The organism is Staphylococcus sp. FSL W8-0056, from assembly GCF_037963075.1.
Lineage (GTDB): Bacteria > Bacillota > Bacilli > Staphylococcales > Staphylococcaceae > Staphylococcus > Staphylococcus aureus.
In genome coordinates this window covers 592,757-619,261 of the sequence record NZ_CP150142.1, presented here as the reverse complement: position 1 = coordinate 619,261, position 26,505 = coordinate 592,757, and the positions used below count along the sequence as shown (strand labels likewise).

30 protein-coding genes and 1 pseudogene are annotated in these 26,505 nt (G+C 33.1%); 4 read left to right on the top strand and 27 right to left on the bottom strand.

Annotated elements, in window-relative coordinates; all coding sequences use genetic code 11:
- Positions 1-54 precede the first annotated feature (54 nt).
- The 6 genes from NSS86_RS03270 to NSS86_RS03245 form a co-directional block, all read right to left on the bottom strand.
- A complete protein-coding gene (locus NSS86_RS03270; RefSeq protein WP_000149295.1) occupies positions 55-429 on the bottom strand; it encodes a PaaI family thioesterase in 375 nt (124 codons plus the stop codon).
- A gap of 18 nt (positions 430-447) precedes the next feature.
- The gene (locus NSS86_RS03265) at positions 448-1,764 is read right to left on the bottom strand and encodes a Na+/H+ antiporter family protein (RefSeq protein ID WP_000606324.1); all 1,317 of its coding nucleotides are present in this window, start codon (positions 1,762-1,764) and stop codon (positions 448-450) included.
- A gap of 410 nt (positions 1,765-2,174) precedes the next feature.
- Positions 2,175-3,650, bottom strand: a complete 1,476-nt coding sequence (locus NSS86_RS03260) for a M17 family metallopeptidase (RefSeq protein WP_001009692.1) — start codon at positions 3,648-3,650, stop codon at positions 2,175-2,177.
- A 130-nt stretch (positions 3,651-3,780) separates the two neighbouring features.
- Positions 3,781-4,989: an NAD(P)/FAD-dependent oxidoreductase gene (locus tag NSS86_RS03255; protein ID WP_000046076.1), complete on the bottom strand. Its 1,209-nt coding sequence runs from the start codon at positions 4,987-4,989 to the stop codon at positions 3,781-3,783.
- 453 nt (positions 4,990-5,442) lie between these two features.
- Complete coding sequence (locus tag NSS86_RS03250) at positions 5,443-5,802, bottom strand: iron-sulfur cluster assembly accessory protein (protein WP_001143495.1); 360 nt, start codon at positions 5,800-5,802, stop codon at positions 5,443-5,445.
- 12 nt (positions 5,803-5,814) lie between these two features.
- Positions 5,815-6,051, bottom strand: a complete 237-nt coding sequence (locus NSS86_RS03245; RefSeq protein WP_001068337.1) for a YuzB family protein — start codon at positions 6,049-6,051, stop codon at positions 5,815-5,817.
- Positions 6,052-6,367: 316 nt separating this feature from the next.
- On the opposite strand from NSS86_RS03245, the gene NSS86_RS03240 reads away from it, so the two are divergent.
- Positions 6,368-7,432, top strand: coding sequence for an NAD(P)/FAD-dependent oxidoreductase (locus tag NSS86_RS03240; protein ID WP_000794020.1), 1,065 nt, complete (start codon positions 6,368-6,370; stop codon positions 7,430-7,432).
- A 58-nt stretch (positions 7,433-7,490) separates the two neighbouring features.
- Here NSS86_RS03240 and NSS86_RS03235 read toward each other — a convergent pair whose 3' ends face one another.
- A complete protein-coding gene (locus NSS86_RS03235; protein ID WP_000401414.1) occupies positions 7,491-7,814 on the bottom strand; it encodes a YuzD family protein in 324 nt (107 codons plus the stop codon).
- Positions 7,815-7,914: 100 nt separating this feature from the next.
- Here NSS86_RS03235 and NSS86_RS03230 point away from each other — a divergent pair, with 100 nt between their 5' ends.
- On the top strand, positions 7,915-8,157 hold the full coding sequence (locus tag NSS86_RS03230) for a NifU family protein (RefSeq protein WP_001141883.1): 243 nt from the start codon (positions 7,915-7,917) through the stop codon (positions 8,155-8,157).
- Between the two features lie 262 nt (positions 8,158-8,419).
- Here NSS86_RS03230 and dltD read toward each other — a convergent pair whose 3' ends face one another.
- The 9 genes from dltD to NSS86_RS03185 form a co-directional block, all read right to left on the bottom strand.
- Positions 8,420-9,595: a D-alanyl-lipoteichoic acid biosynthesis protein DltD gene (gene dltD / locus NSS86_RS03225; protein WP_000769416.1), complete on the bottom strand. Its 1,176-nt coding sequence runs from the start codon at positions 9,593-9,595 to the stop codon at positions 8,420-8,422.
- On the bottom strand, positions 9,592-9,828 hold the full coding sequence (dltC, locus tag NSS86_RS03220) for a D-alanine--poly(phosphoribitol) ligase subunit 2 (RefSeq protein ID WP_000395692.1): 237 nt from the start codon (positions 9,826-9,828) through the stop codon (positions 9,592-9,594). The genes dltD and dltC overlap by 4 nt, the downstream gene beginning before the upstream one ends.
- 17 nt (positions 9,829-9,845) lie before the next feature.
- Complete coding sequence (dltB, locus tag NSS86_RS03215; protein ID WP_000613541.1) at positions 9,846-11,060, bottom strand: PG:teichoic acid D-alanyltransferase DltB; 1,215 nt, start codon at positions 11,058-11,060, stop codon at positions 9,846-9,848.
- Positions 11,057-12,514, bottom strand: a complete 1,458-nt coding sequence (gene dltA / locus NSS86_RS03210) for a D-alanine--poly(phosphoribitol) ligase subunit DltA (RefSeq protein ID WP_000129659.1) — start codon at positions 12,512-12,514, stop codon at positions 11,057-11,059. The genes dltB and dltA overlap by 4 nt, the downstream gene beginning before the upstream one ends.
- A 15-nt stretch (positions 12,515-12,529) precedes the next feature.
- Positions 12,530-12,682 (bottom strand): teichoic acid D-Ala incorporation-associated protein DltX, encoded by a 153-nt coding sequence (locus tag NSS86_RS03205; RefSeq protein ID WP_000837752.1) that lies wholly within the window; start codon positions 12,680-12,682, stop codon positions 12,530-12,532.
- Between the two features lie 47 nt (positions 12,683-12,729).
- On the bottom strand, positions 12,730-12,840 hold the full coding sequence (locus tag NSS86_RS03200; protein WP_001790652.1) for a hypothetical protein: 111 nt from the start codon (positions 12,838-12,840) through the stop codon (positions 12,730-12,732).
- A gap of 253 nt (positions 12,841-13,093) precedes the next feature.
- Complete coding sequence (locus NSS86_RS03195; protein ID WP_000239131.1) at positions 13,094-14,053, bottom strand: D-glycerate dehydrogenase; 960 nt, start codon at positions 14,051-14,053, stop codon at positions 13,094-13,096.
- A gap of 32 nt (positions 14,054-14,085) precedes the next feature.
- Entirely contained in the window at positions 14,086-14,865 is a 780-nt protein-coding gene (locus tag NSS86_RS03190) for a TIGR01457 family HAD-type hydrolase (RefSeq protein WP_000816184.1), read from the bottom strand.
- Positions 14,865-15,299: a DUF86 domain-containing protein gene (locus tag NSS86_RS03185; RefSeq protein WP_000273982.1), complete on the bottom strand. Its 435-nt coding sequence runs from the start codon at positions 15,297-15,299 to the stop codon at positions 14,865-14,867. Before NSS86_RS03185 ends, NSS86_RS03190 begins: the two co-directional genes overlap by 1 nt.
- A gap of 97 nt (positions 15,300-15,396) precedes the next feature.
- On the opposite strand from NSS86_RS03185, the gene NSS86_RS03180 reads away from it, so the two are divergent.
- The gene (locus NSS86_RS03180; protein ID WP_000566649.1) at positions 15,397-15,663 is read left to right on the top strand and encodes a DUF3055 domain-containing protein; all 267 of its coding nucleotides are present in this window, start codon (positions 15,397-15,399) and stop codon (positions 15,661-15,663) included.
- A 78-nt stretch (positions 15,664-15,741) separates the two neighbouring features.
- Here NSS86_RS03180 and NSS86_RS03175 read toward each other — a convergent pair whose 3' ends face one another.
- The 8 genes from NSS86_RS03175 to NSS86_RS03140 form a co-directional block, all read right to left on the bottom strand.
- Entirely contained in the window at positions 15,742-16,125 is a 384-nt protein-coding gene (locus NSS86_RS03175) for a YutD family protein (RefSeq protein ID WP_000598444.1), read from the bottom strand.
- 129 nt (positions 16,126-16,254) lie between these two features.
- Positions 16,255-17,172, bottom strand: coding sequence for a lipoyl synthase (lipA, locus tag NSS86_RS03170; protein ID WP_000201875.1), 918 nt, complete (start codon positions 17,170-17,172; stop codon positions 16,255-16,257).
- Positions 17,173-17,255: 83 nt separating this feature from the next.
- Positions 17,256-18,575, bottom strand: coding sequence for a bifunctional UDP-sugar hydrolase/5'-nucleotidase (locus NSS86_RS03165; RefSeq protein WP_001241245.1), 1,320 nt, complete (start codon positions 18,573-18,575; stop codon positions 17,256-17,258).
- 26 nt (positions 18,576-18,601) lie between these two features.
- Positions 18,602-19,429: a sulfite exporter TauE/SafE family protein gene (locus tag NSS86_RS03160; protein ID WP_000924457.1), complete on the bottom strand. Its 828-nt coding sequence runs from the start codon at positions 19,427-19,429 to the stop codon at positions 18,602-18,604.
- Between the two features lie 12 nt (positions 19,430-19,441).
- Complete coding sequence (locus NSS86_RS03155; protein WP_000608129.1) at positions 19,442-20,290, bottom strand: DUF72 domain-containing protein; 849 nt, start codon at positions 20,288-20,290, stop codon at positions 19,442-19,444.
- A gap of 47 nt (positions 20,291-20,337) precedes the next feature.
- Positions 20,338-20,421 carry a hypothetical protein gene (locus tag NSS86_RS03150; protein WP_016170465.1) on the bottom strand — a complete coding sequence of 28 codons (84 nt, stop codon included), beginning with the start codon at positions 20,419-20,421 and terminating at the stop codon, positions 20,338-20,340.
- A 253-nt stretch (positions 20,422-20,674) separates the two neighbouring features.
- Positions 20,675-21,742, bottom strand: a complete 1,068-nt coding sequence (locus NSS86_RS03145) for a nitronate monooxygenase family protein (protein ID WP_000267236.1) — start codon at positions 21,740-21,742, stop codon at positions 20,675-20,677.
- A gap of 13 nt (positions 21,743-21,755) precedes the next feature.
- Entirely contained in the window at positions 21,756-22,796 is a 1,041-nt protein-coding gene (locus NSS86_RS03140) for a CNNM domain-containing protein (protein ID WP_000582326.1), read from the bottom strand.
- A gap of 364 nt (positions 22,797-23,160) precedes the next feature.
- On the opposite strand from NSS86_RS03140, the gene NSS86_RS03135 reads away from it, so the two are divergent.
- Positions 23,161-23,475: a hypothetical protein gene (locus NSS86_RS03135; RefSeq protein ID WP_000274029.1), complete on the top strand. Its 315-nt coding sequence runs from the start codon at positions 23,161-23,163 to the stop codon at positions 23,473-23,475.
- 5 nt (positions 23,476-23,480) lie between these two features.
- Here the strand turns inward: NSS86_RS03135 and NSS86_RS03130 are convergent.
- The 3 genes and pseudogenes from NSS86_RS03130 to NSS86_RS03120 all read right to left on the bottom strand — a co-directional run bounded on the left by NSS86_RS03130 (position 23,481) and on the right by NSS86_RS03120 (position 26,489).
- Positions 23,481-23,620, bottom strand: a pseudogene (locus NSS86_RS03130) (hypothetical protein).
- Positions 23,621-24,625: 1,005 nt separating this feature from the next.
- Positions 24,626-26,071, bottom strand: a complete 1,446-nt coding sequence (locus NSS86_RS03125; protein WP_001148112.1) for an SH3 domain-containing protein — start codon at positions 26,069-26,071, stop codon at positions 24,626-24,628.
- A complete protein-coding gene (locus NSS86_RS03120; protein WP_000354132.1) occupies positions 26,052-26,489 on the bottom strand; it encodes a phage holin in 438 nt (145 codons plus the stop codon). Before NSS86_RS03120 ends, NSS86_RS03125 begins: the two co-directional genes overlap by 20 nt.
- Positions 26,490-26,505: the final 16 nt, after the last annotated feature.

Below are 26,505 nucleotides of genomic sequence, written 5' to 3'. Positions count from 1 at the left end.
AAAACTGCTAGCCGTAGTTATGAATATCTCATAACATTTCAGCTAGCAGTTCTTTTATTTTAAAGGTTTAATAGCAACTGTACCACGCATAACTGTAATTAATTGTTCTTTGTCATTCTTAATTTTTATATCCCATACATGTGTCGACTTACCTCGATGAATAATTTCAGCTGTCGCAGTAACACGACCATCTTTAGCAGAATGAATATGGTTAGCATTCATCTCTAAACCTAATGGAATAAATTTGGTTGTATCAATTAAATTAGCAGATCCTAATGAACATGCTGTTTCACCTAAAGCAATCGAAGCCCCACCATGTAAATATCCAAATGGTTGTTTTACTTTATCAGTGACAGGCATAGAAATAACAACTAAACCATCTTCCTGGTGATCTATTGACATCTCAAATGTCTCTAATAAATGAGTCATATTTTCACCTCTTTATGCTTATAGTACCATAGCAGCAATAGTACCGAAAATCATTAAAGGAATATTATAAAACAAGAAGTTTGGTACACATGTATCGCGTATATGATCATGTTGGCCATCAACATTTAATCCCGCAGTTGGTCCTAATGTTGAATCACTTGCAGGTGAACCTGAGTCACCTAATGCACTCGCTGTTCCAATCAATGCGATTAATGCCATTGTATCTAGTCCAATTGACGCTCCAAAAGGAATGAATAATGATGCGATAATAGGAATTGTTGCAAATGATGATCCAATACCTAAAGTGACAATTAAACCTATCACATACATCATGATAATGCTAAATAATTTATTATCACCAGTAATACTTGTTAAAGTTTTAACTAATTCATCTATATCACCAGTAGCATTCATTACACCAGCAAACCCATTTGCTGTTAAAATAACTACACCAATATAAGCCATAATTTTAATACCTTCAACAAACTTAGCATCTAATTCATACCAATTATATGCACGTGAAATAAAGAATACGAGTACCCCTGCCAGTGCACCAAAAATCATTGAATCTGTAAATGTTTGTACTAAAAATGTAGCTAGTATTGCCACAATTGTTACTATTAAGATATATGGTTTTAACTCTGTAACATTGTCACTATCTGAAATTTTACGTGTTTCATATTCACGTGGTTTACGATATACATATAAACCGATAAGTAAGCCAACAATATACCCCATTGAAGGAATAAGCATTGCTTTCCAAATCATATTAAACTCAATTGGGTGATTCGCCTTTGCAAAGCCACTTTGAATAATTTGCTGGAAAATTTGACCGAATCCATATGGTAATAACACATACGGGAAACATAAACCAAAACCGATAATCAAACCGATTAAACGTCTATCTATTTTTAAGTCATTAAACAGACTTAACAATGGTGGGATGACAATTGGAATGAATGCAATATGTACAGGAATTAAGTTTTGACTCATGATACTCATAGCTAATAATGCAATGATTATTGTCACTTTTACTTTAACTCTTGACCATCGACTATTTTCAGCGTGAATTGCATTTATAATTTTTCCTACTAAATAGTCTGTGATACCACTGTATGAAATTAATGCTGCAAATCCACCTAATAATGCATAGCTTAATGCTACCTCAGCACCATCGACTATATTTTTCCCAAATACATTTATAACTTTTTCAATGCTCATGCCTGAAATTAAGCCACCAACTAGCGCACTGATAAATAAGCTTATAACTACGTTTAATCGACATAAACATAGCACAATCATTAATATTACTGCTATTACTACTGCATTTATCATATGATAACCATCCTTTATCGCTCTATCGAACTAAAGCGTTTATAGACTACATAGTATCAGTAGCTTTAACACCTGTCAATAGCAAACTATACCCATAATCTTTATTTTTTAGTTAATTGTCTTTCTTAAAATAATTTTCACTTTCATTAAATTAAACAATTTTACAAGCCTGGAACACCAATCAAAATCCTAAGTTCTATAATGTTATATTAGTAGTCGTTGACTGAATGAGCATATGATTATAATAAGTTTTTGCAATGCTAATCAAGTTGATTTATGCTCACAAGGATATGCGATTTATATTTTCTTACAACAATGAAAATGCCTGATACAATGCGATCCTTTATACTTTCAAGAGTTAAATTAGAAATGTATAACAAGACACAAGTTGTATCAGGCAAATAATTAAATTATTGTTGTTTTAACCATTGTACTATCGTCGGAATCATAAATCCTGTTGGCCCTTTTGGACCATTATATGAAGCTTTATTAGTCGTTGCTGGACCTGCAATATCGAAATGAATGTGAGGTGTTTGACCACTAAAATGTGTTACAAAACTTGCCGCAAATAGCGCTTTACCTTGTCCATTCGTATGGTTAACTAAATCAGCGATATCACTGTGATTAATACTTGCACGTTCGGTTGCAGTAATCGGTAATTCAAATACCATTTCATCGACTTTAGAACTTATTTGTAATATATCGTTTAATATCACTTTACTATTCGATTCAAATGCAGCAGCTTTATCATCGCCTAGTGCAACGATGGCTGCACCCGTTAATGTAGCAAAGTCCATAATCACACTAGGCTGATATTGATTTGCATAATACACAGCATCTGCAAGGACTAATCTACCTTCAGCGTCTGTATTCATTACTTCTACAGTTTCACCACTTAATGCTGTAAATACATCATCTGGCTTCATTGATGCTTCATTTATCATATTTTCAGCACAAGCAAGCACTCCGACAATATTTACAGGCAGTTGTAAACGACTAGCCGCTTCAATGATACCAACGACATTCGCAGCGCCACACATGTCAAACTTCATTGTAGCCATGCCATTCTTCGTTTTAATACTATAACCACCAGAATCATACGTTATACCTTTACCAACTAAGGCAATTGGTGCTACATCTTTGTCTTTGCCATTATATGTGATGGTTACTAATCTCGGTTTATGCTTACTACCTTTACCTACTGCTTGTAAAAGTCCGAATCCTTCAGAAACTAAAGTGTCATAATCTTTAACATCTACTTTGACCTTTGTATTTTTAAAATGATTAACAATATCTTCTGCAAATGTTTGTGGTGTTAATACATTCGGTGGCATATTACTAAAGTCTCTTGCCAAATTAATGGATTGGCCAATACTGATACCCTCATGAATGAAATCTAATTCAATTAATGATTCACTAATAAGGTTTAAATTCGTCTTAAACGGTGCCTTCTTACTTGATTTATAATGATCGAATTCATATGTTGCACGCTCACTTTGAATACCGCATGCCATTAATACATCTGATAACTGATCATATTTTGAAATAAATGAATCCATAAGTAAATAAGTATCTTCAATATGTTCTGACTTTATGTATTGGAAAAGATGTCCCCATATTTTCAACATATCTTGATAACTACGTGCTTTTAAGTTTCCTAAACCAACTGTAATTAAACGATATGTTTGATCTTGTACATCAAATGCAGTTGTATAAATCTTCCCAACTTTACTACCAATAATATGTTGATGTTTTAGTCTTTCAAGTGATTCTGTAATATCGATATGATTAAAACTAATGCGCTCTAACTGATTTAAATGTTCTGGTATACCAATAATCAATGTATTTATTTCGTTGCTTAGTGTGTTATTTAATTTAAAATTCATAATGTACCTCCTTAGATTTGATATGTTACTCACTTCAAATTGTACAACAATAAAGCCCTTCAGTGACACTGAAGGACTTTATAAATGAATAATTTAATTTTATGTGTTTAGCTGAAACTTTATTTAAAGCCTAGAATTTACCTTTTTTGAATGCTAAACCGATACCACCGATTTTGAATACCGCACGTGTATCAATCACTTTTTTCATGAATGCTGCTTTTTTACCAGCGATAGGTTTACCAAATACCATACCTACACCGTCATGTGAACCTAAAGAACAAACAGTTCCACGATCAACATATTCGAATTCTTCAGTTGATTCACCGTTTAAGATGCGTTTAATGTTTTTAGCAACACTTTCACCTTGTTGCATTGCAATTTGTGCTGTAGTTGGTAATGGACGTTCTTCTCCAGCTGGGATAAACGCTGAACAGTCACCAATAACAAAAATGTTGTCGTAACCATTGATTGTTAAATCTTGCTTTGTAACGATACGTCCACGTTTAACGCCTTCAAATGATTCTTCCATTAATTTACTACCACGTACACCAGCTGCCCATACTGAAGTACCTGCATTTAATTGTTGTTTTTCACCATCTACTTCAACTACAAAACCTTTTTCGTTACAAGCAACGATTGGTGTAGCAATTTTAAATTCAACACCGCGGTCTTCTAAGTAGCTAACTGCGTGGTTAACTAATTCTTCTGAGAACATTGGTAACATTTTAGGTGCTGCTTCAACACAAGTGATTTTAACTTTATTTTGATCCACACCATATTTGCTACATAATTCAGGAATTCTGTCTGTTAATTCACCTAAGAATTCAACACCAGTGAATCCAGCACCACCAACTAAGATAGATAAATCGTTATCATCTTTTTCTTTTGATGCTGCATAGTTAGCAAATTTGTCTTCGATATGACGTGATAATTCACGTGCTGTGATAACATTTTCAATTTGGAAAGCATGATCTTTCATACCTTCGATGCCGAATGTTTCACTAACGAAACCTAATGCTACTACTAAAATATCAAAGTCATAAATACCTTGATTTGTTTCTACCTTTTTAGCATCACGGTCAATTTTTGTTACTTCTGCTTGAACAAAGTTCACTTTGTCTTTCTTCAAGACACTTTCCACAGGATATAATACATCTTCATAGTTTAGTGTACCTGCTGATGCTTCATGTAACCATGTTGCTTCATAGTGATATTCATTTTTATTAATAAGCGTAATTTCTGCTTCTTCTGTTGATATCGCTTTTTGCAATTTAGTTACAGTTTGTAAACCTGCATAACCAGCACCAAGTACAAGTACTTTTTTACGATCTTGAGCCATTTAATTTCACCTAAGCTTTCATATTTTTTTAACCAAATGCTGATAATTACTAGTAACAACTGGTCATTACTACTTTTACCACAATGTATACTAGTTTATCATCATTTTGTTATTTAAGTCTTTTAAATTATGTAAAAACCTGTGATGTTCACAAAAAAGACATTTTTAATCCAATACTAATTCTATAGCTTTTATGTTATATTTTCAAGCAAGATTCAGTCAGATTGTGAAAAAATTAATTAATTTTTTCGTAGCCTGATTTCGATTAAAAATGTATCCGTTATCACGATCATTTAAATTACTATTTATAGTCAGATTCTTAATTTTCAATAAGCTTTTTAATAAAACAAAATATCTTTACGTAAAAATAGGACATAATCAAATATGTCCCTAATCATAATTGATATCAATTTGTATCCCAAAAATTGGGTTAACCATTAAAAAGTTATTTTATTAGCAATTTTCAGGATTACCTGCAACTTTTGCAGTTCTAAATGAACTACCACAGCCACATGAAGCAATTGCATTAGGATTGTCGATTTGGAAACCGCCACCCATTAATGATTGCTTAAAATCAATAGTCGTACCATTTAATACGGGTGCATCTTCTTTGTCTACTAATACTTTTAATCCAAAGTATTCTAAGACTTCATCATTTTCACCAGGCGCTTCTTCTGCACCCATACCGTATGTTAAACCAGTGCACCCGCCACCATTCACTTTAATTTTTAAATAGCCATCTGGCATTTCATTTGCTTTAAGCATATCTTTTACTTCGTAGGCAGCTGCTTCTGTTAATATAACTGTTGGCATGATAACTCCTCCTTAAAAAATCCATGTTTCTTTTATATGTGCATATATATTTTGTAATAATTCTTCCGGCGAATCACCTTCAACAATATCACCATTTACTAAAGCATACAACCCGGCTGAACATATACCACAATGTGTCAGGCAACCATACTCTAACACATCGACATCTGGGTCATTTTCCAGTTGATTAAAAACATAATCTCCACCTTTTGCCATGTTAGAGAGACAAAATTCTACGATCGGATTCATACTTCACCTTCTTATTTCATTTGTTACAATATTATAGCATTTTAAAACTGGTATTTTAACATGATGTGCTCAATTACCAACAACTGATGTTTCTTATCCCAGTTATGTAATAGTGCCTTAGTTAGTACAAATATTTATTTGTAGTCATTTTCAAAAAAATATATAATAAGCATATAAATACATATTTACTTTTTTAGGGGTTATTGATGAATCAAAGACACTTGCATTTTATAACTGTTCATTAACAAATATATCTATGCACTTTGATCTTTTCAAAATTAAAGTAAATATTAACATATAAAAGGGGTACTTCATTATGAAAAACTTAGTTTTGTTAGGCGGCGGATATGGTAATATGCGTATCATGTCACGCATTTTAACTACTTCTTTACCACAAGATTATACAGTCACATTAGTTGATCGTATGCCATTTCATGGATTGAAACCAGAATTCTATGCTTTAGCTGCGGGCACGAAATCAGATAAAGATGTTCGCATGAAATTCCCTAATCATCCACAAGTGAATACAGTTTATGGTGAAATTAACGACATAGATTTAGATGCTCAAATTGTCTCAGTCGGTAATTCTAAAATTGATTATGATGAGCTAATCATTGGTTTAGGATGTGAAGATAAGTATCATAACGTTCCAGGAGCCGAAGAATATACACATAGTATTCAAACACTCTCAAAGGCTCGGGATACTTTCCATAGTATTAGTGAACTACCAGAAGGTGCTAAAGTTGGTATCGTTGGTGCTGGATTAAGTGGCATAGAACTTGCCAGCGAATTAAGAGAAAGTAGATCAGACTTGGAAATATATCTTTATGACCGTGGGCCGCGAATTTTAAGAAATTTTCCAGAAAAATTAAGTAAGTATGTTGCGAAATGGTTCGCCAAAAATAATGTTACCGTTGTTCCAAATTCAAATATTAATAAAGTTGAACCTGGTAAAATATATAACTGTGATGAACCTAAAGATATTGATTTAGTTGTATGGACAGCAGGAATTCAACCTGTTGAAGTTGTTCGTAACTTGCCGATTGATATAAATAGTAATGGACGCGTGATAGTTAACCAGTATCATCAAGTACCAACATATCGTAACGTCTATGTAGTTGGTGATTGTGCTGATTTACCACATGCGCCAAGTGCTCAGTTAGCCGAAGTTCAAGGTGATCAAATTGCCGATGTGCTTAAAAAGCAATGGCTAAATGAACCATTACCTGACAAAATGCCGGAACTAAAGGTACAAGGTATCGTTGGGTCATTAGGAGATAAACAAGGTTTTGCATATATCATGGACCGCACTGTAACAGGACGACTCGCTTCTATTTTAAAATCCGGCGTACTTTGGTTATATAAATATCATAATGGTTAAAATTAAAAAGCAATGTCAGTTCACACTATTACTGACATTGCTTTTTGTTATGTGTATATTATTCATTCACAAGCTTTTGGTCTATAAATCGAGTGATTTGCTTTGTTTGTATATAACCATCTGCTACATATTCATCGTTCATTGTAATTAATGGATAAAATAGTTCATCTTGTTCTATTCTTTCAATAAATTGTAAATCATGATCTGTTAAGTTGTCATTATCTTTTGTAATATCTATATACGTATATTTAAATGATATATTTGGGTATTTTCTTTTTAATAGCGGCTGTAGCCAGTCATAAATATCTTTCGATGTTGGCGCATTAACGCAACTTGCACATATAACATCTGCCCCATATACTACCACACTCACGTGCTCCATATATTTATCCCCCATTGGTTTGATAGATTTTTATTACACTATCTATTATAATATACTAATAAAGATTATCAAATTCATCTCTCGAAAGGAGACTTGCCTGATGCCTACTGAAGATACAACGATGTTTGATCAAGTAGCAGAAGTTATTGAACGTCTTCGTCCATTTTTATTACGTGATGGTGGCGACTGCTCATTGATTGACGTTGAAGACGGTATTGTTAAATTACAATTACATGGTGCATGTGGTACATGCCCAAGTTCTACAATCACTCTTAAAGCTGGTATTGAGCGTGCATTACACGAAGAAGTGCCTGGTGTAATAGAAGTAGAACAAGTATTCTAATATAAAGATATTAAGTTAACAGAACATATTATGAATAACAACAAAGACAGGAATACTGAATTATTTATAATCAGTTATTACCTGTCTTTTTTCGCTGTCAAATTGGACTGATGGGAAAGTTATTTTATACTATTTATCTGATTAATTATTTTATTATTGCCACATATCCAAGCACATATTACTATTCTATTCTATGAAATTTAAAATATAAAAATAGCACATACGCTCAATCAAAATCGTTGAGTTATGTGCTATTTGTATTTTAATTTTTAGGTTTATCTACTTCAGGTTGTGGTTCACCTTTCATATGTTTCGCAATTTGCTCATCCATATAAACCCAACCTTTCCAACCGATGTGTACGGCATCACTGATAACATATTTTTCATAATCTTTATCAGTCATATCGTAAATTTTACCACCATTATCTACAACAGTAGAATGGATTTTTTTATAAACTGCTTGACGACGTTCTTTATCGATACCAATGTGGTCATACCATACACCGTTTGATGGAATACTTACATATTGAACATCTGCACCAGCAGCACGCATTGTTTTTACAAGTAATTCTAAATCTTGGAATTCTGGAGAATTAACATTGAATTCGTAGTCACGTCTAACTTTACGCTTACTTTCTTGAATTAATTTCCAGTATTGATCTCTAATACCAAATTTATTCGATGTAGTATCAGCTTTACCAATTTCAACTGCTTTTTGTTTCATCTCATCCCAAGAAGCGTCTGGTTTTGTAGCAGGTTTAACATGTTCTAATGGAGATTTATCCATTGCAAACAATGATTTAATCGCTTCTATTTTAATCAATTGATTCTCTTTAAAACCAGAAATATAACTATCTTTAGTTTCTTTAGGGTTTTTAGCATAAGATTTCAAGTATTCTTTATTGTGTACATGTGGAAACTGTAATAAACGTTGTGCATAACGACGTTTTAATTCAGTAGACATGTTTTTCTGCTGGAACATTTGATTAATTTGAGTTTGAGACATACGAGCATCAAAGTTTTGATTCGTTAAACCATGGTTTGTAAACCATTGTGGTGAAATAATAAATGTTAATTTCTTACCTTTTAATTTATCATACTGTGATGCAAGTTCAACTGCGTTAATTAAGTCTGTAGAACCACCAGCACCTAATAAGAATGCTTTTTTGTTGGCGTTATGCTTATTTAATGCAATTGCAGGATTAAATGGGTCATCTTTACCTAATTCACTAGAGCCGTATATAGGATAATACTTGTTTGATTCGTATAACTTATCTTGAATGAGTGTGCCTTTTAGTACTTGATCTGTCAATGAAGTTCTATTATCTTCTACAGTCTTTTCATTTACTAATCCTGTAAACCAACTAGCAGGTAATAATAGAAAGACAATGAATACCGCTCCACTAATTAAAATGGGTAAAAAAGGTTTTAATTTCATCGTAACTCTTCTAATGCTTCAACGATTTTATTTGGTGTTGCCCACTCATCTCTATCAAAGTCCATAATAGATACTTCGATATCAAGTTTATTTTGAATCTCTAATAATAATCCAACTGTTTGGAAAGAATCAATAATACCTTCTTCAAAAATTTCTACGTCTGGATTTTCTTTTACAATATCATTTTCTGCTACTTCTGCTAATAAATTTAATACTTGTTCTCTAAATTCCATAATTAAATTCTCCTTTATTATATAAGTTTACCTGAGAAGATTAAAAAGCCAAATGTTACAAAGTGGAATGTAATCACAATGCTAAGTGCTGTTGTGAAACCATTTTGCCAACGTGGCGGATGTTTCTTACGCCAACGTTCATAATAGCCATAACCTATAAACAATGCTGCATGGTATAAACCATAAACAATGTAATACACTTCGATACCATGCCAAATTCCCATTATGAAGAAGTTGATTAAGAATGCCACGTTAGACATTGCAAATTGACTCTTCAATAATTTTTTACGAGACATGTAGAATAAAGATCTCATGTAAATACAATCTCTGAACCAGAATGATAATGTCATATGCCATCTATTCCAGAAATCTTTAATATTTTTCGCTTTGAAAGGTTTATCGAAGTTTGGTGGTGTTTTAATACCGAATAAATAACTAAATGCTATCGCAAATAAACTATAACCTGCAAAGTCAAAGAATAAATATAAGCTGTATGCGTACATATATAACCACAAATTGACAAAGCCATGTAAGTCTAATTGTAACGGCATGATTGCATATGTGTTAATAAAGTAAGCAACAATATATTTATACAAGAAACCAAGCATAATCATGTGAATTGCTTTTAATACTAATTCACGATATTCATTGCCTGTTGGTACTTTTTTATCGTCTTTAACGAAACGTTTGTAACGATCGATTGGTCCAGATGAAATCGTTGGGAAGAATGAAATAAATTGAATTAATTTCCATACTTTAATTTCTTTGATAGAACCATCACGAATTTCCATAATTAACTGCACACTTTTGAATGTAACATAAGAAATTCCTAAGAAACCAACAAATTCAATTAATTTACTTTCATGGAAGTGAATCTGATGTCCACCTAACCATGTACTTTGTAACACTTTCACAAGTGCTAATGGCAATATTGATAAAACCATTACAGTTACAAATTTTGAAAATGAATTATTTTTTGGTTTTGAATGATAATAAAACATTATCAATAAAACTTGCCATACGACGTAAATAATAAAACTAATTAATTGAACACTTAAATACTTTTGGTCAAACAGATTATGTTTATCAGAAGAAAAGATTAACACAATCATAAATGCTGTAACTACGCCATTATAAATGTAACTTCGCTTACCTAAAAATCCAAGTATAATGACTGGTAATAATGCAATTAAAGCAATTAAGAAGAATGTAAAATCACCATATGGAATCATCCGTTAATTACCTCTGCAATTTTCTTTCTGTCAATTTTACCATTTGAAGTCAATGGCAATTGTTCCATCCATTCAAACTTTCTAGGAATCATATACTCTGGTAAGCGTGATTTCAAGTCATTTTTAATATTTTTAGTCATTTCTGCATTGTCCGTAACTTCAGTCGTTGGCACAATTGCACCAATTAAATGAATAACTTTATCATTTTTATATACAGGTACAACAATCGCTTCTTTTACGAACTCAGACTGGCGTAATTGTGTTTCAATTTCTTCTAATTCCATTCTGTAGCCATTCAATTTGATTTGGAAATCAATACGACCTTGAATGAACCATTGACCATTTTCAAACTTCGCTTTATCACCAGTGTGATATGTACGAATACCGTCATCGAAATTAAATACTTCAGCTGTTTTTTGGTCATTTTTTAAGTATCCTAAACTTACACTTTGACCTTCAATAACAAGTTCACCGTCATCTGTAGTAGATAATCTTGCGCCTAGTCTTTCAACGCCAACAGGTAATGTCGGATATTGATCTAAGATTTCTTGTGTAATTTGAATACTTGTAACTGCTACCGTAGCTTCAGTTGGACCATATGTGTTGTAAATCGTCGCACTTGGGAAACGGCTCACTAACGCTTTTGCTGCTCTGTGAGGTAGAATTTCACCACAGAAGAAGAATTCGTTAAGACTACCATATTGTTCTTCATTAAGCGTTGGTAATAATAAACACATTTCCATAAATGATGGTGTTGATACCCAAATGTTAATCGGTGTTGCTGTTAGCATTTCATTTAATAATTTAGGTTTATTAATCATGTTTTTATCTACAAGATTTAATGTACCGCCTGATGCTAAACATGGATAAATAGCCATTACAGATAAATCAAATGAAAATGGCGCTTGGTTAAGCCATTGTTGTTTATTTCCTGATTTATTAAGTTCTAACATCCACTCAGTAAATTGAACTAAACTTGCATATTCAATTTGAACACCTTTAGGTTCCCCAGTAGAACCAGATGTAAAGATTGTGTATACTGTGTCGTTATCTTTAATCTGACTATCAAAAATTACTGGGTCTTGAGATGTTTTAATATCTTCAATTGTAAATACTTCGCCTTCTAAACTTTCAAATGATTCATCAGTCGTATTAAATACAAACTCTGGTTGAACCTTGTTAATAATCATTTTAATACGGTCTTCAGGAATTGAAGTGTCTACAGGTACATATCCACATCCTGCTTTAATGGCACCAATCATCCCAACAATCATATATGGTGACATGTGACCGAATAAAATCATCGGTTTCTTACTACCTTGTAATCGATGTGCTAATTTACTAGACTCATCCATTAACTGTTGATAAGTTAATTCATCAGTTGTGTGTCTAACAGCAATGCTTTGTGGATTTGCATCCGCAAACGCTTGCAGCTTGTTAATAATATCTGTCATATTAAGTCTCCCTCATTAGAACTCATTATAAATGAAGTTATTGTGTGTGTCGCCACTGCCATAAATTAAATATAAAGTAATAAATATTGCCAAATACAATAGTGTTAATAAATATGGTTTGAATGCTTCAACATATTTATTAGGTGGCTGTTTACTTTTAGATTTCATATTGCACCTCTTAAAGTTCTTAGTAAAAACGCCTTTATAAAGACCGTTCAATATAAAATACGTTTTAAAATTTGTTTTTTACAATTCATTATATCGATATTCATAATGAAATTCAATTTTAATTTTATAGATTCAACATAGTAATTGGTTGTCATCACTCAATTATTGTAAATGATACACTTTGTTGAGAACATCATTCATTTTAAAGGTTATTTAAACAATAAACAATTACAGTCTATATAACAATTTTGTTATATACGTCAAAATCAAATAAACTCATCACATTAATATGACGAGTTTATAATGTTATTGAATTATCATCAGCGCAAATATATACATTCGCAAGTCAAGCATAACATATTTAACAATTGCTTTGCTTGTTTTACCAATGATTAAAAACCATACTTATTTTCAATTTACTGGAGTATGTGGTACCTGATTTGTCATAACCGCTTCTATATTATTAATACATAATTGAATCATATTGTCCCGTGTTGTTACTGATGCGCTACCAATGTGTGGTGTAATCAGAACATTATCACGTCCCATTAATGGATGTGTATGATCAATCGGTTCATTTGCTAATACATCTAAACCACATGCTAAAATTTCTTTATTGTCTAGTGCATCGATTAATGCTGTTTCATCTACAATTTGCCCTCTACCGATATTAATAAAAATTGCATCATTTTTCATTTGTTCAAATGCTTCAGCATTAAATTTATGATGTGTTTCTTTTGTAAGTGGCGCTGTACAGATGATAAAATCACTTTCTGCTAACAACGTTTCAAAAGAAACATATGTTGCATTAAAGTCCGCCTCTGCATCTTTATGTCTTGATCGATTATGATAAAGAATATTAGTATTAAACCCTTGCAACCTTCTTGCAAAAGCTTTACCAATATCTCCCATACCATATATTCCAATAGTTGAATTGAAGACATCTTTACCTGACAATAAATAAGGACCCCAGCTTTGCCATGCATCTGCTTCTACATATTTTTCAGCTTCTACAATACGGCGTGCTATAGCAAGCATTAATGTAAATCCTAATTCTGCAGTTGTTTCAGTAAGTACATTTGGTGTATTCGTGACAACCACGTTATTCGCTGTTGCACTTTCAACATCGATGTTGTCATATCCTACAGCCATATTCGCAATTACTTTTAAATTTGGTGATTGTGCTAAAATTTCTGCATCGATCTGTTCACTTAATGTAATAAAACAAGCATCTGCGTCACGAAGTGCTGTCACAAATTGATCTTTAGGCATAGGCACTAATGATTTTTGCCACATAACAACGTCACCAAGTTTACTTAATTGTTGATAAAATTTATCTGGAATTTTCCTCGAAACAACTATTTTTACCAAATCAATTCACCTACTTTATAAAATGACTATATCTATTTTTCTAATTCAGCTATTGCTTCATTTAAATCTTTAAAAGAATACGTTGGTGGCACATTTTTATTTTGCACATCTTCTAACGTAGATACACCTGTTTGTACATGAATCGTATCCATACCTACGTTAATACCAGACATAATATCGGTATCGTACAAATCGCCTACCATAGCAACTTCGGATTTATCTAATCCTAAAATTTCTAATGCTTTAACCATAATAATCGGTTCTGGTTTACCAATAAATTGTGGCGATACACCTGTCGATACACTTACAACACTTGTAATAGCACCATTACCAGGTAATAAACCACGCTCTTTAGGAATTGATACATCAGGATTTGTAGAAATAAATGTTGCACCATTTCTTACACCTAACGTTGCAATCGCAAGCTTTTCATATGTAACTTGTTCGTCAAGTCCAATAACTACATAATCAACATGCTCGTCATTTTTAATGACAAGTCCCGCTTCGGTTAACGCAGTATTTAAACCACTCCCACCTAACATATATACTGATGCTCCTGGTGATTGTTCTGAAATATAATCAGCAGTGGCTAACGCTGACGTTACAACCTCTTCTGGTTTAGCATCAATGTGCATTTCACGTAATTTTTCAGTTACTTGCTCAGGTGTTTTTGTTGAATTATTAGTTACGTATAAATGAGGAATGCCTTTTACATTTAAATAATCGATGAATTGTTTTGCTCCATCAATCTCATCTGTTCCCATATACATTGTGCCATCTAAATCGATTAAATACGCTTTATACTGTTTCATTATTGATTTTCTCCTTTACCAAAAGCTGTTACTGGTACATTTTCTTGATGTAAAAATATCGTTACTTCTGTAATAAATTGTTTGTAATAAGGTAATGCGTCATCAAACATTGGCATGATAACCTTAATATCTAAGGCTGTGTAATCATATGTAAATTGTTTACGAATATCGACAGTTTTATTAATCTCCTGCTGTGTTTCTTTAGTAATAACATTTTCTAGTTCTAATATATCAATCACATCTTTATAATTACCAGGATCCCTTAAAATAAATGCATCGATAATCATATTCCCTATATCTACCGATGATTCTATCAACATTTGAGCAATGCGTTCAAATGCATAATGATTGTGCTTGCTCTCATGATAATCATCAGTTAATGCTTGTAAATAGGCTAATTTCTGAGTTAGTTTATCTTTGTCTACAAAATACATTCCTTGTCACCTCTCGCTTATATATTATCATAATTTTGCAGTATACTTCATTTGTCGTTATACTAACTTTACTACTTTTAAAAGGAGTCGCTACAAAATGATTGATATGTATTTATATGATGACAACGAAGAGAGTCAAGTTCAGTTTGTTGGTTTTGTTGGCGAGCATAGTCGATATGATTTGATGTTAGTCCATACAAATAGACATTATGGTAAGACACTCGTACTTAATATGCAAACAAATAAATTCGGTATTATCGGTACTGATGATTTAAAAGAAGAAGGCTATATCGCTCATATTTTAGGTGTAAATGCTGAAGAAGGCGATGAAATTACTGAGTATTTAAATGAAGTCATTCATTAAAGATAAAAACCCCTAACTAGATTACAGGTCCATGCTTGAATTGCATGATTCCCATTTTCAATCTAGCTAAGGGTTTTATTAATGTTCAGTATCTTGAATGGTTGGCTTAATCTTCACATCTTGAAGTTTATTGTCGTCATCTATCACATCAGACGGATGAACTTCTTCGATTAACTTTTTAACCTCTTGTTTAGACAAATGTCTTAATACAAAGTAAGGACAACCAAAGTTACAATATTCAAATATGTAATCTTGAATATTTGAAAAACGTTTACTCATCTCTGCTTTTTTATTAGAATCTTTGTAAAAGCCTTTTAATCGTAATTGATCGTAACCATAGTCACCAACAATGTAATCATATTTGTCTAAAATATCTGAATACCTAGCAATAAATTGTTCTTCATTAAAACATTCGCGATAATTTTCTATTAATTCAAAGTAATGTTGATCTACTTTTATCAAATTCTTCACCTATCTATGACAATGAAAGGCTCAGTTTATACTTTTAGTGTTTCATAAAAATAATGATTACTTCTATGACACGTTCGTTTTGTACAAACTAAGCCTTTATGCCTTATTAATTGTTAAATATTAACTATTTAACTGTGCCTCACCTTGGCGTTGCTTTTCTTTAGCAGCTTCATTTACTTGCTCATCCGCATGATAAGAACTACGTACTAAAGGTCCAGCTTGGCAATGTTTAAACCCTTTATCCATTGCCACTTTTCTTAATTTACCAAACTCTAAAGGCGTGTAATATTTTTGAACCTTTAAATGTTTACGTGAAGGTTGTAAATATTGACCAATCGTTAAAATATCTACATCATTCGCACGTAAATCATCCATCGTTTCATAAATTTCTTCTATAGTTTCACCTAATCCAACCATAATACTTGATTTAGTTGGGATATCTGGTTGTAATTCTTTTGAACGACGTAAAAACTCTAATGTTCTGTCGTAAGTCGCACGCGCACGAACTCTCGGTGTTAAGCGACGAACAGTTTCAATATTATGGTTTAAAATGTCAGGTCTTGACGCCATTAATGTTTCTAACGCATCATAGTCCCCGCCCATATCTGATGGTAAAATTTCAATCGTTGTAAATGGATTTCTTTCTCTAACTTTACGTACTGTCTCAGCATAAACATTTGAACCAGCATCTCTTAAATCATCACGCGCAACAGCAGTGATAACAACGTGTTTCAAATTCATTAATTCAACTGATTCAGCTACACGTTCAGGCTCATTTAAATCAAGTTCATTAGGTAAACCTGTCTTAACCGCACAAAAACGACAAGCTCTTGTACATACGGCACCTAAAATCATAAATGTCGCTGTACGACGTGCACCCCAACATTCATGTATATTAGGACATTTAGCTTCTTCACATACAGTATTAAGATTTTTTTCCCTCATCATCTTCTTAAGTCCTGTATAGTTTTCGTTGGTATTTAATTTTATTTTCAACCAATCCGGTTTACGTAATATTTCCTCGTTTTTTGTCGCCATAACAACACATACCCTCCTGTTAAGTGTATCTTTAAACATTATATCGAAATTCATGACAAATGAAAATCCAATAATCTTACTTTTTAATATTCCAATAATTTTTCTTTAAATATATCTCTTAAAAACTCTGGCATTAAATACTCTTTTGGTAATTCTTTCAGTGTTGGGAAATAACGACCGAACGTATACATGTCTATCGTACCTAATACATATTCTTTGTCGTCTTCGATTTCTTCTCCATTCAGATAGTAACGCCCTGTAGAATGAATGTACCCTAAATTATAAAGAATATATCCTCCAAATATATTCCCTCTGAAACCCAAACCTTGTGCATGTTCATACATATATTCTTGTTTATTACTTTTAGTTATAATCTCTTTTAATTTCACACCAGAAAGTCTAACCCTTACCATATTAATCGGATGCGGTAACATTTGATGAATGTCATATTCTGTCACTTCATCTTTTACAATATCTTTAACGAGTAAGCCAGCATTGATGATGGCACATTGTGCATGTGTATACTCACAAACACTTTGAGCTAATAAGTATGCAGCTTCAGCTATGTGATTCATACTACGCTTAAGCACTACTGGATGTTGAATTACTGAATTGGACATTAACGTTTTTCCTTCTTCTTCAAATGAAGTTTCAACTTCAGGTAATGTTTCTAAAGGAATAATCTTTGCAGTTTTATGTACTACTTTATGTGCCTCAAAAGTTAAATTAACCTCTCCAAGATAATTACCATACTTTCCAGCTGCCGCCATCAGTACACCATTATTGATCTCACCATGTTCAAAATAATGATGCGTATGACTACCAAAAATGACATCAATTTCAGGCAATTCTTGGCATAATGTTTCATCGAAGAAAATGCCACAATGACTTAGCACGATTATTACATCAAATTTACCTCGTTGATGTTTAATTTCTTCTTTTATAGATTCAAGTGGATCGGTAACAATCCAATCTAGTGCACGATAAAATGGGGTAAAAGGTGCTGTCGCTGCAACGAATAGTATTTTCACACCGTCCATATCCTTAATATAAGAAGAAACGATATTATTTGGTAAATGACCTGATTCATCTATAACATTGCTACATGTCACTATAAATTTTGCTTCGTCGTAAAGGTGATTTAAAGCTTCGTGTGAAATGGTCATCCCTTCATTATTACCGATTGTTGCAACATCACATTTTGCTTCATTTAGTAATGCCACATTCTTTTTACCTAAAGTTGCTTCAGTTATAGGTGCGGATAAATCTACATGATCACCTAGATCAACATATAAAGAAGGATGATTAAGTCGTGGCCGTTGTTCTGCCATATATACTTTAATGCGTTCGTATTCATGTAAATGACTATGAATATCGTTCGTATGATAAATTGTAAGCCTCAAATTGACGTCCTCCTTTTAAAGTTGTATTAAATCAACGCTCGAATAATTAAATATATACCCATTAACAACATTACTGTTCTCAATAATGTTACTACCGTATCTGACTTAATTGATTGATTCACTTTGACACCGATTTTCGCACCAAAATAACTAGAAATAATTAAAATGATTGCATAACCCCAAGCTACGTGACCTTGAGCAATGTGCCCTATAGAACTCATGACACTTGAAAAGAAAATCATCATCATACTTGTTCCAACAGCTACATGAGGTGGAAATCTAAATACAATAAGCATTAGTGGCGTCATTAGTGCGCCACCTCCAATACCAAATAAACCTGTCAATATACCAATTAAAAACGTTGTAATAAAAGCAAACAATGGTGGCACACTATAATGATATGTTTTACCTTTAGCGTCTACATAAGTCTTTTCATACTTGGGTTTATCGAAAATTTTAAACGGTTTAATCTTATTTCTTACCATTAATAAAATGGCTACGAAAATTAAAAAGATACCAAAATATAAATTAAATGACTCAAATGTTAAATATCTACTAATGAAGGACCCAAGCAATGAACCTGGTAATAGTCCAAATAAAAAGATGGAACCATTTTTAATATCAACTTGTTTTGTTTTTAAATATCCAAGTGATGAAGAAAGTCCTGTCACAATTAGAATGACTGAAGACGTCCCTATCGCTACTTGTGTTGTAATATTATGTAGTAATCCATGTTCAACACCGAGGTAAACCATTGTTGGAACGATAATAATACCGCCTCCAATGCCTACGATAGACCCTATAATCGCTGACAAACCTCCGATTAAAACTAATAATGTAATTATTAATAACATAGTCGTCGCCTCTTAAAATAATTTTAATTGTTGTGGTGCTAACCCTTCATATTCTATATTCAATAATCGCTGATATGTTTTGGCATTATTTGCTGCATGACCACCAGAATTATTGTTAAATATGACGTAAACTTTCTTAGCTTTTTGTGCTAATATTTGTGCCTTTTGTGCCAAGTCTATTAATTCTTGCTCATTATAATCATATAAATAGCGTACATCTCGCCATTCTTGATCTGACATATCTTTCTTAGTCCAACCGTAATGATTACGTCCATGATAACGTACAAACGCAATTTCATTTGTGATTCGATTGACTAAAGGTACACTGCCATCTTTCACTTGTGGTTCATCAACTACTGCATGAATGATTTGATGTTCTGTTAAAAATGCCAATGTTTGTTCTTTAAATGCATCACTAAACCATGATTGATGCCTAAATTCTACACACATTGGAAATGCTTGTAATTGCTGTCTTACATACAAAATATATTTGATATTTTGTGCATTGCAGTCAAACCATGGCGGAAATTGAACCAATACCATTGCTAATTTTTTCTGTGTATGTAAGGGCTCTAACATATTCTTAAATTGATCAAATAGTTCTTGCCTTGTATCTGCAAATGTTTTGTAGTCTGCATGCAATGTGAGTGCTTGATGAATTTTGACCACAAATTCAAATGTATCAGGCGTTTCTTTTATCCATTTCAATATATTTCTTTCCGGTTGTATCGCATAGTATGTCGCATCTAATTCGACAACCGGAAAATGTCCAGCATATGTTTTAAGTTTATCGGTTTGGCGTTCTAAATCTTCATATAATGAATAGTGATCACCCCAACCTGTTAATCCGATGTTTATCATATATATCACCAATGTCATCATACCATATAACTTTTATCATAATCATTTCAGCGAACTTTAATTTGATGTTTTCGCTTGATTAAAATCTTTCGGCGATCTTCAGCTTGATGTTTTCGTTTGATTATAATCATTTCAGTGAACTTTAGCTCGATAATTTCGTTTAATTATAATCATTTCGGTGACCTTCAGCTCGATAATTTCGTTTGATCATAATCATTTCAGCGAGCTTTAGTTTGATGTTTTCGTTTGACTATAATCATTTCAGCGAACTTTAGTTTGATAATTTCGTTTGACTAGATTGGTAAAATAGAAACGCAATCCACAAAAATGGCAAGCACTAAAATAATGTTTGGGAGTGCTTGTGCTTTTGTGGATTGCGGTCGATTATTTATATTGCATGATTTGATTAATTTGATTGATTATATTGGACATGATGGTGTTGGCGGGATGCGTTGTTGCTAGTCGCGGGCTTTGTCCACTCCACATATGTGTTAACTCTTTGTCGCCGATGTTTGCTGCGGCTTTTCTTATGCTACTTGTTAGCTCATTTTGTATTGGATAATCTGGGATATCGCCTTCGTATTGGGACATTTCTTCGATAAACCTATTGTTGATACCGCGTGCAAGCTTTCCACTAAACGCTTTTGTAACGACTGTATCTGTTTCTTTACTATTTATAATTGCGTCTCGTAGTAGTTCTGATGCATTACTATCTTGTGATGTTAAAAATGCAGTGCCCATTTGTACCCCTTCTGCACCTAAGACAATACTTGCCAAAACTCCTCTACCGTCCATAATTCCACCAGCGGCAATGACCGGAATTGAAACGACATCTACAATTTGTGGCACTAAAGATATTGTTCCAACCATAGGTAATTGATTTTTAGGTTTTAAAAATGAACCACGATGTCCACCTGCTTCACTACCTTGAGCAACGATAGCATCCATACCCGCTTTTTCATTCGCAATAGCTTCATCAACACTTGTTGCTGTACCTATTAGCTTAATGTTTGCTTCTTTCAATCTTTCTATAATAGATTCATTTGGAATTCCAAAAGTAAAACAACATACAGGCACTTGCTTTTTAATTATCGTATCAATATGACACTTAAATTGTTGTTCTTCGATAATTTTTACAACCGGCTCTTCTAAATGTAATGCGCGTCGATAAGGTTTTAACCATGCATTCATATTTTCAATTTGACTACTGGTATATGATTGTTGACTTGGTACAAAGACATTTACGCCAAAAGAATTTGACGTTAATTGGCGTACATAATCTATTTCATCTTCCAATTGCTGCGTATTAAAGTAACCTGCGCCTATTGTGCCTAACCCACCACTGTTACTTACTGATGCAACTAATTTCGGTGTCGTACTTCCTGCCATACCTGCTTGTATAATTGGATATTCAATACTTAACATTTGAGTAAGTCGATTCTTATTCCACATAGCTGTTCGCTCCTTATATAGATACGTTGCGATTTTTCCGTTGTTGAAATTGAATTTGCTGTTGAGAAAGTTTTTCTTTTTCTTTTTTATCCATCTCATCTTCAATTTCCATACCTAATAATTCTTCAATTAAGTCTTCATGTGACACTATCGCTTCGGTACCACCAAATTCGTCCAACACAATTGCTAAATGTTTTCTAGAAATAGTCATCTTACGTAATACCCATTCAGCTTTATTGTGTTCATTCACAAATAATGGCTTAGCTGAATAGTTTGTAATTTGATCTTCTTTTTTATTACTCCAAGCCAACAGATATTTAGAATGAAACACCCCAATAATGTTATCAATATCTCCCTCGTACACTGGATATCTAGTGTATGGCTTATTCATAACCGTTTCATAAACTTCTTCGTATGTCGCATTTGAAGCAAATGCCGTCACATTAATTCTAGGTGTTGTATCTACATCTTTTACTTTTAAATTTTCAAAATTAATGACACCTTCCAACCTACTCGTCTCAATTTCATTTAAAGCACCTTCATGTCCAGCAATTGCTAACATTGTTTTAAATTCTTCTTTTGAAAATTGATGTTCTTGAGGTTGACCCTTAGATAAACTTCGATTAATACTGTCCGTCAACTTATTTAAAAGTAATGTGATAGGGCGAAACACAATGACACAAATATTAATAATTGGATATACAAGCCTTGTTATTTTATCTGGAAATGTTGCAGCGACAGACTTGGGAATCACTTCGGAAATCAAAATGATAACAACTGTTAAAACAGCTGATGCAATACCAACGCTAATCCCCCAACGTAAAGCCATAATTGTAACAAGTGTTGGTAATAAAATATTCGCGACATTATTCCCAATTAGAATCGTTGTAATAAACTCACTTGGTTTTTCAAGTAACTTTACAATGCCTTTTGCTTTTTTATCACCTTTGTCAGCTTCAGTTTTAAATTTTGTTTTATTGGCAGCCGTTAATGCCGTCTCGCTTCCTGAAAAGAAAAACGAAATAAATATCAATATAATTATGGCAATGATCACGCGTGTAGTCTCCTTATTGTCATATCTTATTTTTATTGTAGTTACTTAATTCCCGACGTTCTCGTTTAATAAACCAGTTAAAATTCATTATATATAATAGACTTAATAATGATAATTAATATGCATTTTTAATCATAGTTACTTTAATGCATTCATTAGTAAAATGATGCTATAGTTCGAGCTGTTTGTTATTAATAAATTTACATAATGAAAAATTTCAACAAATTCAGTTTATGACATAGTTATAATCATTTGAAACCATTATAATGATAACAACCAGTTTCTCATAAATTTATTCTAATTATCTTTTAAATATCTTTAGACAAGTACTTGTTTATATTCAAATATAGAAAGAAGGATTAACATGTATTTTGTTTTAGCAATATTTACAATCATTAGTGCCAGTGTAAGTTTAGGTTATTCAATTCAAGCATGTGCATCTAGTCATAATATAAATGCATATTATGCACTTAGTCGAAGCTTACCTTTATTTTTATTAGCTATTTTTTCTTTAGTCATTCATAGTGCTATATTTTTGATAACTATATCCATTGCAATGATTTTAGTTCAATTTTTAGATGCGATTGTTGGTTATAAAAGTGAAGATGTCTTTAAAACTTATGGTCCATTAGCAACATCTGTAGTGAACTTAATATTATTAATAGTTTTCTTATTTTAACTCACTTATACAACGAATCTTAATCGAACTAATATCGAATTATCTTTAAAGAATATTTGATGTAGTTTTCAATTAATTTAATAAAGACCAGCACTCTAATGCCACAATCATATTGTATTTGTGTTGTCGCTTTATCCACCATCAATGATTATTTTTTACACCAATCAAAAAATCGGACTGATATAAATAAGTACAAAGCTTATCTATCAATCCGATTTAGTTATAAAACAAAAAAAGCCACAGTAATGTGGCTTTTTGTTATATTCAGTATCAAAATGGTATCAATACCCATTTCCGGAAGTCAAGAATGGCTTAACAACGCGGTTTAAAGCTATCCAATACTACCTTCCATTTCGATTGAAAAAACTAATTTTTAAGGACTTATTTTTATAGAAACGTTGATTTAATGCGATTTAAAATGAAGTTATTTCTCTCGAAATTTTGAGGTTATTATTTTTTGGTATCAAAAATGGTATCATTTGTAGTTATTTTAGCTTCATATATTAAAATAACCACACTCCTAAATTAATAGGTGGTGTGGTTTGATCATTTATAATATAACATAAAAAACAACCACCCAGTAACTAGTATGGATGGTTAAGGTGTGCCTGCAGCACATAATAAAACCGATAATATGTTTTATTATGTCGCAAATATTTCAGCGACTTGTTATGTACCACCACATAAACTTACTCCCATTCAGGAACACAGAGCTTTGTCGCTCGTCAGCAACGTCATATGAATTCTCAGTTCATGTTGTGGTGACACTTTAAACAGTCTGTGCCAGTAGCGACCGAGTCATTTCAAGAATGACCATTTCACATTTATATTATAACATAAAAACCACCCAGCAACTAGTATGGGTGGTTTAAATATGCAGTCAGCTTCTTACTACTTTACGCAAGTAAGTCCTCTGCATAGCCGGATTGGCTACCGGAAATGTGGTTTTAAGCCAGATTGGTTACTGGTAATGTAATTACATTATATCATAAAAAATAGGCAAGTACCGTAGTACCTGCCTGTTATCTACATTTAAATCTTGAGAGAAATGTTAAAAAGTTCTAGTAAAATAATAGCACATTTTATCTTTAAATGTAAATAGAAAGCAGGTATGTAACGCACCTGCTTAAATAGACATGACTATGTCATTCTAACTGATTTCTCCCCATAAGTCACCTAATATCTGATTAGGTGGGGCAGAACCATTCCATGTTCTAATAGGCAAGTAATAACGTTGCCCCTCCCATGTATATCCTACCCAAACATGACCATCTTGTAACATCACTTCTGTATAATCACAATACCCACCAGGTTGGAACTGATAACCCACTGGACAAGATAAGAATGGCCCCACTTTTCTTACTGTGATTGGTTGATTGCCGTTTGTGAATCTAGCACTTTCTTCCATGTAGTAAGTACCATATTTATTACGTTTCCATGCACTTGCAACTGGTTTAACTGTATTACTTGAAGCGCTTGACTCATTAGAGACAGTGGCAACCGGTATTTTACCATCCATGTACGCCCTAATCTGCTTGATAAAGTAGTCTTTAAGTTGCAACCGCTTGTCTTCTGGCAATAGACCGCGAGTTACTGGGTCAAAACCAGTGTGTAATACTGAGCTTCTGTGTGGACATGATGTTGAAGTGAATTCGTTGTGTAATCTGATTGTGTTCCTGTTTGCTGGTAAACCCCATTTTTTTAACAATCTAGCGCATTCTTGGAAAGTTGCCTGTTCATTTTTTAAGAATGTCGCGTTATCTGCACCCATTGATTGACACACTTCAATACCGTAATAATATTTATTGCCTAATTGGTTAGCAGTATGCCAACCTACTTGTGATTCATCTAAAGCTTGCCACACTGTGTTACCTGATACATAACTATGTGCAATACCTGCCTCTAATCTCGATAAAGGTGCGTTAACTAATCCGTTGCGATAAGCTTCCGCTGTCGCCCCTTTGCTTCCTGCGTCATTATGAATGACAATACCTTTAGGATTACCACCACGTTTAGGAAGGTCATAACCTTTAACCACATCCTTGATAATTTTAAGTTCTACCGCTTTAGGTTGTGGAATTGCTGTTTCTTTTTTAGGTGCTTGTGTAGGAGATTGAACTGATCGTGGTGTTATTTCGCTTTTGAAGTTCGGGCGGATAAACCACATAGGGAAATCGTAAGCATGTTGTCGTCTTGTAACTTTTTCCCAACCCCAGCCGGGTTGTTCGATTCCGTCAGTCCAGCCACCGCCTAGCCAATTCTGCTCATATACAATGATATAATCTAAAGTTGCTTCAATTACCCATGCTACGTGTCCGTATCCTGCACCGTAATTGCTACCGAATACAACCATGTCGCCGGGTTGTGCCAAAAAGTCCGGTGTATTTTGGTATACAGTAGCTAGTCCATCGAAATTGTTTGCAAATGGTATATCTTTTGCACCTAAACCTTTCAGAAGTAATCCAAACAAAACTTTCCAACCAGCATTGGCATAATCAAAGCATTGAAATCCATACCATAAGTCCACATTGAATTGTTTTCCCTCAGAAGTTTTCAACCACTCTATAAAATCTTTTTTAGTTAATTTTGCTTGCATTGTCGCCACCTCCATGATGATACTCATTCACATCAAAGCCAACATCGTTAGAGGCGTCTGTGAAAGGTTGTGATGTATCATATTCTTTTGGTGCTTTCGTGCTTAATTCCGGCGTTAAACTGCTGTCTTGTGATGATTTCCACGTAACTTGTTGTTCTTCTTTATTGCTATCTCTAGGCGCTTGATATGTCTGTGCTATAGATGAATCTGAGACGCCTTTTGACGTTGGGTCAGTAATAACGCCAATACCTGTAAGTAACGTGAGGATAGCGCCTATAATTGCGCTAGCTTGATTTAATTGAGTAGATAAATCTAATCCGAATAAATCCGTGACTTGCTTGATAAATAGCAACAATGCTCCAACTAAACCAGTTAGTACTGCTTTGTTTTTGAATCTCAATTTCCAGTTAATATCCATTTGTTTGCTCCTTTTA

What these genes read in the sequence shown, in the direction of transcription:
- dltA (WP_000129659.1), bottom strand. Translation starts at nt 12,514, where the DNA reads ATGACAGATATTATTAACAAGCTGCAAGCGTTTGCGGATGCAAATCCA.
- NSS86_RS03270 (WP_000149295.1), bottom strand. Translation starts at nt 429, where the DNA reads ATGACTCATTTATTAGAGACATTTGAGATGTCAATAGATCACCAGGAA.
- NSS86_RS03125 (WP_001148112.1), bottom strand. Translation starts at nt 26,071, where the DNA reads ATGCAAGCAAAATTAACTAAAAAAGATTTTATAGAGTGGTTGAAAACT.
- lipA (WP_000201875.1), bottom strand. Translation starts at nt 17,172, where the DNA reads ATGGCGACAAAAAACGAGGAAATATTACGTAAACCGGATTGGTTGAAA.
- NSS86_RS03155 (WP_000608129.1), bottom strand. Translation starts at nt 20,290, where the DNA reads ATGATAAACATCGGATTAACAGGTTGGGGTGATCACTATTCATTATAT.
- NSS86_RS03145 (WP_000267236.1), bottom strand. Translation starts at nt 21,742, where the DNA reads ATGTGGAATAAGAATCGACTTACTCAAATGTTAAGTATTGAATATCCA.
- NSS86_RS03265 (WP_000606324.1), bottom strand. Translation starts at nt 1,764, where the DNA reads ATGATAAATGCAGTAGTAATAGCAGTAATATTAATGATTGTGCTATGT.
- NSS86_RS03245 (WP_001068337.1), bottom strand. Translation starts at nt 6,051, where the DNA reads ATGAATCCGATCGTAGAATTTTGTCTCTCTAACATGGCAAAAGGTGGA.
- NSS86_RS03135 (WP_000274029.1), top strand. Translation starts at nt 23,161, where the DNA reads ATGTATTTTGTTTTAGCAATATTTACAATCATTAGTGCCAGTGTAAGT.
- NSS86_RS03190 (WP_000816184.1), bottom strand. Translation starts at nt 14,865, where the DNA reads ATGAAACAGTATAAAGCGTATTTAATCGATTTAGATGGCACAATGTAT.
- NSS86_RS03120 (WP_000354132.1), bottom strand. Translation starts at nt 26,489, where the DNA reads ATGGATATTAACTGGAAATTGAGATTCAAAAACAAAGCAGTACTAACT.
- dltB (WP_000613541.1), bottom strand. Translation starts at nt 11,060, where the DNA reads ATGATTCCATATGGTGATTTTACATTCTTCTTAATTGCTTTAATTGCA.
- NSS86_RS03230 (WP_001141883.1), top strand. Translation starts at nt 7,915, where the DNA reads ATGCCTACTGAAGATACAACGATGTTTGATCAAGTAGCAGAAGTTATT.
- dltD (WP_000769416.1), bottom strand. Translation starts at nt 9,595, where the DNA reads ATGAAATTAAAACCTTTTTTACCCATTTTAATTAGTGGAGCGGTATTC.
- NSS86_RS03260 (WP_001009692.1), bottom strand. Translation starts at nt 3,650, where the DNA reads ATGAATTTTAAATTAAATAACACACTAAGCAACGAAATAAATACATTG.
- dltC (WP_000395692.1), bottom strand. Translation starts at nt 9,828, where the DNA reads ATGGAATTTAGAGAACAAGTATTAAATTTATTAGCAGAAGTAGCAGAA.
- NSS86_RS03205 (WP_000837752.1), bottom strand. Translation starts at nt 12,682, where the DNA reads ATGAAATCTAAAAGTAAACAGCCACCTAATAAATATGTTGAAGCATTC.
- NSS86_RS03250 (WP_001143495.1), bottom strand. Translation starts at nt 5,802, where the DNA reads ATGCCAACAGTTATATTAACAGAAGCAGCTGCCTACGAAGTAAAAGAT.
- NSS86_RS03180 (WP_000566649.1), top strand. Translation starts at nt 15,397, where the DNA reads ATGATTGATATGTATTTATATGATGACAACGAAGAGAGTCAAGTTCAG.
- NSS86_RS03235 (WP_000401414.1), bottom strand. Translation starts at nt 7,814, where the DNA reads ATGGAGCACGTGAGTGTGGTAGTATATGGGGCAGATGTTATATGTGCA.
- NSS86_RS03185 (WP_000273982.1), bottom strand. Translation starts at nt 15,299, where the DNA reads ATGTATTTTGTAGACAAAGATAAACTAACTCAGAAATTAGCCTATTTA.
- NSS86_RS03255 (WP_000046076.1), bottom strand. Translation starts at nt 4,989, where the DNA reads ATGGCTCAAGATCGTAAAAAAGTACTTGTACTTGGTGCTGGTTATGCA.
- NSS86_RS03160 (WP_000924457.1), bottom strand. Translation starts at nt 19,429, where the DNA reads ATGTTATTAATAATTACATTATTAGTTTTAATCGGAGGTTTGTCAGCG.
- NSS86_RS03150 (WP_016170465.1), bottom strand. Translation starts at nt 20,421, where the DNA reads ATGATTATAATCAAACGAAAACATCAAGCTGAAGATCGCCGAAAGATT.
- NSS86_RS03240 (WP_000794020.1), top strand. Translation starts at nt 6,368, where the DNA reads ATGAAAAACTTAGTTTTGTTAGGCGGCGGATATGGTAATATGCGTATC.